The sequence below is a fragment of the Sphingorhabdus sp. genome, from assembly GCF_044239005.1.
Lineage (GTDB): Bacteria > Pseudomonadota > Alphaproteobacteria > Sphingomonadales > Sphingomonadaceae > Sphingorhabdus_B.
The window spans coordinates 1-12,130 of record NZ_JBIICH010000065.1; the positions used below are offsets into that span (position 1 = coordinate 1).

The 12,130-nt window shown below is 56.7% G+C and carries 7 protein-coding genes and 1 pseudogene; 4 read left to right on the top strand and 4 right to left on the bottom strand.

The window, feature by feature from the left end:
* Positions 1–665, top strand: a pseudogene (locus tag ACILQA_RS06560) (transketolase); the annotation flags it as partial.
* A gap of 201 nt (positions 666–866) precedes the next feature.
* Here the strand turns inward: ACILQA_RS06560 and ggt are convergent.
* The 4 genes from ggt to ACILQA_RS06580 all read right to left on the bottom strand — a co-directional run bounded on the left by ggt (position 867) and on the right by ACILQA_RS06580 (position 7,918).
* Positions 867–2,618 (bottom strand): gamma-glutamyltransferase, encoded by a 1,752-nt coding sequence (gene ggt / locus ACILQA_RS06565; RefSeq protein ID WP_395628980.1) that lies wholly within the window; start codon positions 2,616–2,618, stop codon positions 867–869.
* Positions 2,618–3,862 carry an FAD-dependent oxidoreductase gene (locus ACILQA_RS06570; RefSeq protein ID WP_395628981.1) on the bottom strand — a complete coding sequence of 415 codons (1,245 nt, stop codon included), beginning with the start codon at positions 3,860–3,862 and terminating at the stop codon, positions 2,618–2,620. Before ACILQA_RS06570 ends, ggt begins: the two co-directional genes overlap by 1 nt.
* Before the next feature lie 112 nt (positions 3,863–3,974).
* Positions 3,975–4,856: a LysR family transcriptional regulator gene (locus ACILQA_RS06575; protein ID WP_395628982.1), complete on the bottom strand. Its 882-nt coding sequence runs from the start codon at positions 4,854–4,856 to the stop codon at positions 3,975–3,977.
* Between the two features lie 68 nt (positions 4,857–4,924).
* Positions 4,925–7,918 carry a TonB-dependent receptor domain-containing protein gene (locus ACILQA_RS06580; protein ID WP_395628983.1) on the bottom strand — a complete coding sequence of 998 codons (2,994 nt, stop codon included), beginning with the start codon at positions 7,916–7,918 and terminating at the stop codon, positions 4,925–4,927.
* Between the two features lie 207 nt (positions 7,919–8,125).
* Here ACILQA_RS06580 and ACILQA_RS06585 point away from each other — a divergent pair, with 207 nt between their 5' ends.
* From ACILQA_RS06585 to ACILQA_RS06595, 3 genes are all read left to right on the top strand, one after another.
* Entirely contained in the window at positions 8,126–8,479 is a 354-nt protein-coding gene (locus ACILQA_RS06585; RefSeq protein WP_395628984.1) for a RidA family protein, read from the top strand.
* An 89-nt stretch (positions 8,480–8,568) separates the two neighbouring features.
* A complete protein-coding gene (locus tag ACILQA_RS06590) occupies positions 8,569–10,152 on the top strand; it encodes an amidohydrolase family protein (RefSeq protein WP_395628985.1) in 1,584 nt (527 codons plus the stop codon).
* A gap of 240 nt (positions 10,153–10,392) precedes the next feature.
* On the top strand, positions 10,393–12,130 hold a 1,738-nt coding region (locus ACILQA_RS06595), incomplete at its 3' end, for a glycoside hydrolase family 3 protein (protein ID WP_395628986.1).

Below are 12,130 nucleotides of genomic sequence, written 5' to 3' on the forward strand. Positions count from 1 at the left end.
GCGGTGCGCACCAGTCGATCAATACGCCGCTGATCGGGATGGGCCAGCCTGGCCTTGCTTATTACGAACCGGCTTATGCCGATGAAGTCGCATTGTTCATGCGCTGGGCATTTGAGCATATGCAAAAGCCCGACGGCAGCTCGGTATATCTGCGCCTGAGCACGCGCCAAGTGCCGCAGGTGAAACGCGCTGGTACCGCATGGGAGGCGGACGCGTTAAAAGGCGGCTATTGGTTGCGGCAACCTGCACCCGGCGCCGAAGCGGCTATTGTTTTCACAGGCGCAATTGCCCCAGAAGTTCTGGCTGCTTTTGACCAATTGGCGGATGATATTCCCGGATTGGGCGTGTTAAATGTGACGTCGCCCGATGTGCTGCATCGCGACTGGTCTGCCAGCAAGGCCGCACGCTGGACTGATAAGCCCATGCAAATGTGCCATGCCGAAGATCTGTTGTCGGTTTTGGCACCTGACGCTGGGCTCGTGACGGTCATTGATGGTTCGCCAGGCGCGTTGTCGTGGCTGGGTGGTGTGACAGGCATGCGGGTAAGTCCGCTTGGTACGGATCGTTTCGGCCAGACGGGGGATCTCATCGATCTGTACGACACCTACCGCCTTGATGCGGCTGCCATCATTGATGCAATGGCGGAGCTGTTTCTTAAGCGGTAGACTGGCCCATCGTGCTGGCCCGGCCCTGCTAGGGATGGCTTTGGCGCAGCGTTTGGGCCGAAAGCGGACAGTCTGCTTCTTGGCGTGGACCAATGAATAGCTGCCGTGTAGGTTTGCAATGGTTCAGGCATCTTTCCCATTCCAAGAGTGGAGCCATCGGGCCAAAAACTGTTGTTTATGTCGTGCCTTTAACTCGCCCCTTTAACGCGGCTGCCTACGTTCCGGCGGAATGGCCTGTGCGCCGGGGCGTCTTGGGTCTGCGGCACCTAAGAAAAGGCCGTTCTCGATCATGATGGATTGCACACTGCCCATCGTTTCGTCGGAGGTGATGGTGTGCCCTAAGGTCTGCAAAACACGCACCGTATCGGGATTGAAATTTGGCTCAACGCGCAACTTATCGCTGGTGTCCTGATAAATGCGGGGCTGATGGGTGGCTTCTTCGACATTGAGATTGAAATCGACGACGTTGACGATCACTTGCATGACCGTATTGATGATCGTGCTGCCGCCCGGAGTGCCGGTTACGAGCCAAGGCTTTCCATTTTTCATCACAATTGTCGGCATCATCGTCGACAGCATCCGTTTCCCCGGAGCCATGGCATTGAGGGGTGCTGGCAAGCCGTCACGCAGGGCTTTTGCCGCCTGTGCATGCGAGAAGTTATTCATTTGATTGTTCAGCAGCACGCCTGTTCCGGCGATCATCACGCCCGAACCAAAATCAGCGCCCAAAGTGTAGGTCGTTGAAACCACATTGCCCTGCGCGTCCGCCACAGAGAAATGGGTGGTCGACGGGCTTTCATATTTTAATGGATCCCCCACGCCCATTTGCGCGGCCGGTTTGGCTTTGTCGGGATCGATGAGTTTGGCGCGTGACAGGGCGTAGGGTTTTGAAATGAAGCCCTTGATCGGCGTCGTGACGAAATCGGTATCTCCCAACACAGCATAGCGATCCGAATATCCGAGCTTCATCGCTTCGGCCATAATATGCAGCGACTTGGCCGCACCGACGCCGTTCTGCTTAAGGTCAAAATTCTCAATGATGTTGAGCATATTGAGCAACGTCGCACCGCCTGCACTGGCCGGTGGTGCCGTTACAATATCAAGACCACGATATGTCCCGCGCAATGGCTTGCGCTCAATCGCGCGATAGGCGGCCAAATCTTCTGTGGTAATCAATCCGCCATTGGCTTTCATGTCGGCGGCAAATCGATCCGCAACCGGCCCCTTATAAAAACCGTCCGCCCCGCGTTTTGCAATTTGTGTCAGTGTCCATGCAAGGTCTGGCTGCTTCAGCCTTTCCCCTGCCCGATACAGCGCGCCGTCAGGCTTGTAATACGCGGCTTTGGCAGCCGTGCTGGTTGACAGGCGTTCTTTTCCCCAACCAAAAACAAAGGCTTCGTCGGGGGTCAGGACCACACCGTCGCGGGCGAGCGCGATGGCGGGCGAAACGACGTCTGACCAACGCAGTTTGCCATATTTTTTATGCGCCATATGGAGGCCCGCAACCGTTCCGGGTACCGACGGGGCCAAATAACCGCGACTGGCGATTTCGGATTCGCGCCCCTGATTGTCGACAAACATCGCAAGCGTTGCCGCCTTTGGCGCGACGGAACGGAAATCGAAAAAGACCTGCTCCCCGCTCTTGGCATCATGCACCAGCATGAAGCCATCGCCACCGATATTACCTGCGCGCGGGAGGGTAACAGCCAAAGCAAAGCCAATGGCGACAGCGGCGTCCACCGCATTGCCGCCGCGGCGTAATATATCGGCGCCGACTTCTGACGCGATGGCATTTTGCGACACCACCATGCCCTGTTCGCCAACGACGGGGGAATGGATGCTGGGATATTCGAGCAGCTGTTTCTTCTGCGCAATGACCGGGGATGCCGTCAACGCGACCATGGACAGCAATATGACGCCAGCACGTGACCATTTTCCGATACTCTTCATCATCAAACTCCTCCCAGCAATCGCGCAGCCCGTTCGGCCGATCCCATCGCATATGTCCAACCCAACATGCCATGTCCTACGTTGACTGTAACCCTTGGCGCAATCTTCCTGATAATGGGAAGCGCGTTGGCCGTCATGGGGCGAATACCCGCCCAGCCCTGATATGACGCCGCATAATCGGCAGCGCGTGGCAGAACGCCAGCTGCGGTCGATACCAAGGTCGCAAGTTGGCGTTGGTCGACCCGAGTGTTTCTAACGCCCAATTCGGCGAGCCCGGCAACGCGGATAGCACCATCAAGCGGGCAGAAGACGACTTTTTTGGAGACATCGGTAATGCTCATCTTGGGGGATGCTTGGCCCGGTGCGGCGGTAAAGGAATAGCCCTTCATCGGCATAAGCGATGAACCAAGGCCATGCTTTTTCAGCAAATTGGCAGCATCCATTCCGGCGCACAGCACAAGCTGATCGCATGCGATGGTTTCGCCCGCCTTTGTCGTAACCATTGCCGTGTCACTATCAGCATTCCAGCTTTCAACCTCAGTCGCCATGCGCACTTGCACACCATAGGCTTTGACCAACTGTGACAGCAGGGCATTGCAGAATTTATGGGGGTCGCCCAGTTCCTCCTGCGGCGAATAAACAGCGCCGATAAAGCCGCCCGCGCGTTCAGTAAGGGCAGCTTCTTTGTTGACCGCCTCTGTCGCGGTAAGAACCTCCTGCTCGGCCCCATGTTTTTGCCGGACCGAAACCATATCGCAGGCAGATTTAAATGCCGCAGCGTCATCATAGACCAACATCTTGCCCGCGGACTGATGTCCAAATTCGATACTATGCTGTTCCAGCAAGGCGTGCATCGCCAATTGAGATTCAAGGCCCAATTGCAAACCCGCAAGGCTGTTTTCAAGGAACCGTTGGTGCGTGCAATTGCGCAAGAAGCGCATGAACCAGGCAATTTGGCTTGGGTCTAAGTTCGGCCTTAAGCGAAAGCTGGAATCCAAACCCAAGGCAAGGGAAGGCAGTCGTTTAAGCAAACCGTTGCTCGCCAAGGCGTCGGTATAAATATAGCTGAGTTGCGCGCCATTTGCGAAAGAAGCACCGCTCCCCGCGACAGCAGCGCGGTCAATGATGGTGACTTCAACACCGCGTCGTGCCAATGCATATGCCGTGGCTACACCCACCACCCCTGCACCCAACACAATCGCGCGGCGGGGCAGCACATCATCGCTGGAATTTTTGGACCAATTCATCGGGTCTAGCTAAAGATGCACCCGGCAAGAGCAAGCGTCGTTGCCGAACAATAATACATCTCACCCATAACTTTGGGTTAAGTATCGGAGTGCGCTTACACAGGCGCCCGCTCTATGGCTGCAATGCCTTTTTAACCTCTGCAACAAATTGCAGCCCCAATCGCGACGGCGGCCTATCCTCGAGCCAGATTGCATGGACCCCGAACTGCATTTCCGGCGAAATGGATAGGGCTTCCAAGCCGTCGCTCACCATTGATTGCGCCGTGAATTGATCAACAATCGCAATCCCCGACCCGAAACGTACCAAGGCCGCCGCGATATAATAAGTGCTGACCGATATGATCTTGCGCACATCGACCTGCGCTTTTTCCAATGTGGCTTCCACAAGATCGCCAATCGGGCCGCTGCCGTTCACGCTGATCATGTCCAAGCCGTTCAATTCGCTGATCTTCAGGGTGGTTTTACCGGATGGAAACATGCCCGGCTGGCAGATCAGATAAAGCCGCGCCGCCGATAGCTTTTCCAGTTTCAGCCTGGGGTGTTCGGGCGGATCATAGCCAATCGAAAGGTCGCATTCGCGTTCGTACAACGCGCGTGATGTGTCGTTATGGTGCAGGGTTTTGACGTCGAAGGTGACGTTGGGAAATTTGGTGCGGAATGCCGAAATGGCGCGGGGTGCCACCTCAAGTCCCAGTGATGGCGCGACGCCGATCCGCAGATGACCCGTGCCTGTATTGCGTAAATTGTTGGCGGTAACCTGCAACGATGAGATGCGGCTGAAGACCTCATCTACTTCACGAAACAGCGCGTGTGCTTCGTCGGTCGGAACCAAACGTCCACGCACCAGATTGAACAGGCTGATGCCAAGCTGCGATTCGGTGTGCCGCAATACTTTGCTGACCGCTGGCTGCGACACATTCAATCCACGCGCGGCCGCACTGATGGAGCCGTTTGCATAAACGGCGTGAAAAACTTCAATCTGCCTCAGTCTCATTTGGGCAAGTTAGCGGCGCAATTTCTGCGCCGCTACATGCCAAGCAGTCGTCATGTCAGACGGCTTTATCAAAACTCTTTCGACAGTTCAAAATAGACGAACCGGCCGACAGCATCGTGCAACGACCCGAGGAAACCATAGTTCGTCGATGCGAGCGGTGGCTGCTTATCGAACAAATTACGCGCGCCTACGCGGAACCGTGTGCCCGAAAATGCACCCTGATCGTCACCAGCGCGATATTGCACATAGGTGTTGACCGTCGTGACGCTGGGCAATTTGAAAAACTGATCGGCTACCTTAATCGTTCCCGTGTCGAAAACAGCGCCGACATAGTTGACCAAGAGGCCGGCACTTACGGGACCTGATTTCCACGTCAGGTTTCCGCTCAAGCGCCACTCAGGATTGCCGTTGACCTGAATCTGGCTTCCGGCTTGCGTAATCGTCACGCCTGTTCCCAATGTGCCCGCCGCGTTTGCAGCGATCAGTTTCGCCTGCAGTTCAGATGCCGACTGTTCATATGTCAACAGCTTCGATGCGTTGATGTCGATGTTGAAGCTGCCGATCAGCGTATTGCGCACATCATAGTTGACGCCGAAATCCAGACCTTCCAACTCGCGCAGTCCAAGGTTGAAATAATCATCCTGAACATAATCGATTGTGCCGATCACTTGCGTACCAACCGGAGCCAGACGCACGACATTCGGGTTGCTGCGTCCGTTCTGCCGTTCGAGAAGGTCGAACAAAATCTGGTTTTGCGCGCCTTGGAGGCCGATGACGCCCTTGGAACGCAGTGACCAATAATCCGCCGTGAACGTGAGGTTACGGAAAGGCTGTACAATGAGACCTGCCGACAAGGTTTCCCCATTTTCAGGTGTCAGGTTCTGATTGCCTGAGCGAACTTCAAGTGTGCTAATACCGCTGCAGGTTGTCAGCGGGTTCAGGCGGCAAGCAGCAAAGTCAGTACGCGTATTTGCGACCTGCGTTCCTGCACTATAAAATTGCGCAAGATTGGGTGCGCGGAAATTTTGTGACCATGCCGAACGGAGTTTGATGCCATCGATCACGGTCCATGCACCAGCAACCTTGGTCTTGAACACATTTCCAAAGTCGGAATAATGTTCATCGCGGGCCGCAACTTGCAGATCAATTGATTGGATCAGCGGTATTTCCATATCGTCCGAAATCAACGGTACGGCGAGTTCGGCATAAGCCGACACAACGGTACGACGCGCCTTTACATCCGGCGATGGGCTGGCGCCCATGATGTCGGTGCCATAGCGAATACCCGAAACGCTGTCCGTGTACGTTGTGGTGCCATCCAGACGGTTATCGCGGTTATCTGAATAGGTTTCGCGCCGCGCTTCAAGACCGCTGGCGAAGCCTACGCCACCTGCAGGGAGGCTAAAGATATCGCTGTTGGAGATGCGGAAGTCCCATGTGCCAAGCGACGTCGTGCTGATGCGGTGCACATCGACCAGGAAGGACTGAATGGTGGCCGCACTGTTCGGGGTACCGTCGCCAAGCGAATAATTGAGTTGATTGCCGCCATTGAACGGGTTGTACGCATCAGGGGTCGACCGTGCGAGCGCGGCTTGAAACAGCGTGTTGCTGACGGCATTTTTTGTGTGATCGTCGGTGCGCGCCCAAGAATAAGAGGCCGCCGAATCCCATTTGAAATTGCCCCACTCTCCGCGCACGCCGATCAGCGAGCGGATGCTGTCATCGGTTACGACGAACGTACGTGGGCCGGTATCGACTGGACGATAGTTTGTGATGCGCAGTGCAAGCCCAGTGGTCGGCACGCCAACCAGTCCGGCCAAGCGATTGGGGTTGGTCACGCCGTTGAACGTGGTTGGACCGAAGGGATTGTAATAATTGGTGGTCGGGATCGTAATGACTGCACTCGAAATCGGTGCGGATTGTTCACGCTGTCCTTCAAGCTTTGCATTATAATAGCCGAGCTCACCAAAGAGTTCGACTGATCCGATGTCCTGACGGAAGGTGCTGAAAAGATTGATGCGGTCAAGACCGCCGCGGATCGTGCGATCGGGGTTTTCATCATAACGCAGCACACGGCTGGTCGCACCTGTAATACCGCCGCTACGTAGACAGAGATTGCCGTTGAAAACGGCGCTTGAACAGCCCGCCGCAGTATTTGCGATCGGTTCGATGTGGAAAACGCCCGAAGTCGTCAATGCTGTCGTCGATGTGCCTTGACGGATGGTTGGCGACGGAACGGCCGTTACCGTAAATGCACCCCAAGGCGATGACGTTGAACGGTTATCGAAGCCGGTATCGGTTTCCCAAGGCGTCCCGACCAACTTTGGCATATGGTTTTCACTTGCCGAAAATGGACGCTCGCTTGCGAATAACGGCGTCCGCTTTGTCAAGCTGCCAAAAAATGTGAAGCGTCCGCCGGACTTGGTTTTGAAACCGGCCTTGATTGCGCCGGTTTTTTCATTTGTTCCGTCCGCAGAGCCGTAACGCGTGTCAAAGCGCAGTCCTTCATATCTATCGTCCGTGACGACGTTGACCACACCGGCCACGGCATCCGCGCCATACACAGCAGCCGCACCGTCGCGCAAAACTTCGATCCGGCGCGTCGCGCCAACGGGAAGCGAGTTGGTGTTGGCCGTCTGTACCGGAACAAAATTCTCGGTCTGCGTGCCGGGCGTCAAAATCATGCGGCGTCCGTTGACCAGAACCAACGTGTTGCCGGTGCCGACACTGCGCAAATTGATCGAGGCGTTGTCGCCGCGCGCATCGTTGAGGTTGCCGGTCGTCCGGGCTTCTTGGAACTGGACATCACCTGCTTGCGGAATGGACCGGAACAGATCGTCACCGGAAACGCTTCCCGTGGCAGCGATGCGGTCTTCGCTCAGCACCGAAACCGGCAGGGTTTCCGCAATTTTCGAGCCTTCGATGCGGCTACCCACAACCACAATTGCTTCGGTCGATTCCGCCTCTGCTTCAGGTTGGCCCGCAGTTTGCGCGAACGATGGTGTGGCTACGATGATGGAACAGCCGATAAACAAACCGGCACGCATTGAAATTTTGGACACTGTGAATTGCCTCCCTTTGCCGCCCCCTTGCGGCTTGTGCATTTATACCCGAATTGCACCAAAGCCGCGCATTTACAAGCCATAGTCGTTACAAATGTGTGATTAGTCCATTCCATTTGGTTATGGACTAATCACAAGTTGTTTATGGGAAGACGCGTGCTGAAGGGCATATGCTGGCCCACTTTCTGTATCGTTGGAGCATTTAAGATGGCAAGCAAACCACCCCTTTCACCCGTGCGTTTCGCCGGATCGACCGCATATATTTCAGGCCAGCTGCCGCGCGGGGCAGATGGCAAAATTATCGCAGGGAATATGCAGGACCAAAGCCGCCAAGCCCTCGCGAACCTTGCGGCCGTGCTGAAATCAGAAGGCCTGCAATTGTCCGATGTCGTAAAGGTCACCGCCTGGATCACCGATGTAGATGCGATGGCTGATTTTAACTTGGTATATCGCGAATATTTTGCAGAACCATATCCCACGCGTTCAACAATTGTCTCGGCGCTGGTTGTGCCTGATGCCATGGTTGAGATTGAGGCCATTGCCTATAAAGATAGCCAATAAGGCTTTTGCCACAGGCGAAATGAAACAGGGGTAGTTACGTAATGGCGGATGCGAAGTTCATGAAGCGAGTGGCCCGCATAGCGCTGGCAATGGCGGCAGCATCAGGGCTGGTGGCCGCCGCGGCGCAGGAGCCGCCCGCAGACATCGTCATTCGCGGTGGCACCATCTACCCCGGCAATGCGGCGCCGTTCCGGGGCGACATAGCCATCCGCGCAGATCGCATCGTCTATGTCGGTCCCAAGGCCCCCGGCGGCGCGAAGAAAGTCATCAACGCAACCGGCCTGATCGTCGCGCCGGGGTTTATTGACCCCCATACCCATGCTGACGAGGCGCTCGCGTCGCGCGATCCAGCCGCACGACTGGTGTTGCCATTCCTCATGCAAGGTGTGACGACGGCGTTCATCGGCGTCGACGGGCATGGCGACACACATATTGCCCGCACCTTGGGACGCACGGTTGCCGACGGAACCACCGCTGGCGCACCTTCCGCGCGTTCGGAGCGCGACGTCGGTATCAATTTTGCTTCTTATGTCGGATTTGGTGACGTGCGCAAACAGGTGATCGGTGAAACCGATCGCGCCCCGACAGCAGCCGAAATGACGCAGATGGCGGGCCTCGTCTCCGACGCGATGTGCCAAGGCGCATTGGGGCTTTCGACCGGGCTATTCTATGCGCCACAAAGCTTTGCCAAGCGCGACGAGGTGATTGCACTGGCGCAGGCAGCGGCGGCCAAGGGCGGCATCTATGACAGCCATCTGCGCGATGAGTCGAGCTATAGCATCGGACTGCATGATGCGGTTGAAGAGGCGCTGATGATTGGGCGCGCGGCACGCATTCCGGTCCATATCGCGCATATCAAGGCGCTGGGTGTCGATGTGCAAGGCCAGGCACCGGCGATCATTGCCATGATTGAGGCGGCGCAACGTGCGGGACAAGTGGTCCATGCCGATCAATATGCATGGGCCGCTTCGCACACCGGCCTTTCCGCGGCGGTCATCCCCCGCAGCGCGCAGGATGGCGGGCGCGCCGCAATGCTCAAGCGGTTCGACGATGCGCCAACGATGGAGAAGATGCGTCCAGAGATACTTGAAAATCTTCGCCGTCGTGGCGGCGCAGCTTCGCTCCTTATCACGTCGGGCCCAGCCAACGCGCAAGGCAAGACCCTGGAAGCCTTCGCGAAAGAACAAGGTGTAGATCCGGTCGTCGCGACAATTGCGATCCTCAAGCAGAGCGAGGCGCGCGTCGCTTCGTTCAACCAGAGCGAAAATGACATTGCCGCGTTCATGCTGCGGCCGTGGGTCGTGACCAGCTCCGACGCGACACTGGGGCATCCGCGCTATTATGGCTCATTTGCGCGCAAATATGCAACCTATGTGAAGGACGAGAAGGTAATGAGCCTTCAAGCCTTCATTGACCAGTCGACATCGGCGACGGCGGCCATGTTTGGCCTTGAGGGGCGCGGGCAGCTGAAGGTCGGGGCCTTTGCTGACGTCATCGCCTTCGACCCGAAAACCTTCGCGTCGCGCGCCGACTATGCCAATCCGTTTTTGCTGGCGACAGGAATGCGAACGGTGGTGGTCAATGGCCAAGTCGCGGTCGAAAACGGCGTACCCACAGGCGTTGCCGCAGGCCGCCCTCTGCCCCGCCAGCCCATAGCAGGCACGTGCCGATAACACATCTGCTTGCTTACCCGTTTATTTGAACGTCTGGTTTCAGGGATCGCGCGCGGGCCTTGAAACGGCAACAACTGGGCGTAAAGCGGAACGACGACAAATGGGGCCGGGAGTGGACTGTCCGGTTTTAGTTGCGCGGCACCATGATGACGCTTGATTTCTCCCACCGTTGCTGTCATCAAATCCTGATAACGTTCACAACGAAGTTCTGGAGTGGGTTTGATGCGGTTAAGGGGATCGATGGCACTGATGGCCTTCGTGTCGGCGGGATGTGTTTCGGCGGCAACGCACCCACTGACTGCGACGCCGGCGGCGCCTTCTGCTGCGACGACTGCAAATGTTGCCAACTGGCCAGCGGCCCAAAGTCCTGCGGCGATTACCGATAGAAAAACCGAAGACGCGATAATGGCGTTGCTTTCAAAAATGACGCTGGAACAGAAGGTCGGTCAGATAATACAGGCCGACATTAGCGCCATCACGCCGGAGGATCTCAAGACATATCCGCTTGGCTCCATCCTTGCTGGCGGCAATTCCGGACCTTATGGCGACGAGCGCGCTGACGCTGCAAAATGGGCGCAATTGGTGACCGCATTTCGCGATGCATCACGCACATCAGGCGCTGGTGTACCTATCTTGTTTGGCGTCGATGCGGTGCATGGGCATTCAAACCTGCCACAGGCAACCATCTTTCCCCATAATATCGGGCTTGGTGCGGCGCGCGATGTGGGATTAATCCAACGCATTGGCAAAGCCACGGCGGCAGAGATTTCAGGCAGCGGGATTGAATGGACCTTTGCGCCAACGCTCGCCGTGCCGCAAGATTTACGCTGGGGCAGAACCTATGAAGGCTATTCCTCCGACCCTGCATTGATTGCGGCCTATGCCGGTGCGATGACCATAGGCTTGCAAGGCAATCTTGTTGCCGGTGCGCCGCTGGACGCCACGCATGTTGCCGCAACTGCCAAACATTTCCTTGCGGACGGTGGCACCATGGACGGCCGCGACCAAGGCGATGCCCAGATCAGCGAAGCCGAACTGGTCGCAAAACATGCGCAGGGCTATCCCGCATCTATCAACGCAGGCGCACTGACCGTGATGGCGAGCTTCTCAAGCTGGAACGGGGTGAAGCATCATGGCAATGCCTCTCTGCTGACCGATGTCTTGAAAAACCGCATGGGCTTTGCCGGGCTGGTTGTTGGCGATTGGAATGGTCATGGCCAAGTCGCGGGCTGTTCCGCGACCGACTGCGCTGCGGCGATTAATGCCGGGCTTGACCTGTTCATGGCGCCGGACAGCTGGAAGGGATTGTTCGCGTCAACGCTGGCAGCGGCGCGGGATGGCCGGATCTCCGCCGCGCGGTTGGACGATGCCGTGCGACGAATCGTGCGCGTGAAATACAAGCTTGGCCTCATGGGCGATGCGCCAACTGTGCGGGGGCAAACATCTTTGGTTGGCAAGCAAGAGCATCTCGATCTTGCGCGTGAGGCGGTGTCAAAATCACTGGTGCTGCTCAAAAATGATGACGGCGTTCTGCCCATTCGCAATGGCAGCAATGTCCTGATCGCCGGTTCCGGCGCGGACAATATGGCGATGCAGGCCGGCGGCTGGACGATTAGCTGGCAAGGCACGGACACCACTGCCGCCGATTTCACAAATGGCCAGACGATTGGTCGTGCGATTTCGGAAGCGGTTAAAACGGGCGGCGGCACGGCCAATATTTCGGCATCGGGGGTGTTTGAAAAGACGCCCGATGTAGCGATCATTGTCTTGGGCGAAAAACCTTATGCCGAGTTTGAAGGCGATGTGCCAAATCTCGCATTCCGGCCACAGCCTGCCGAAGAGGAAATGATTGCGCGATTGAAGGCGCAGAATATTCCTGTTGTGGTCCTGTTCCTATCTGGACGGCCCATGTTTACCGGCAAGCTTATCAACCAAGCCGACGCTTTTGTGGCTGCATGGTTGCCGGGCACGCAAGGCC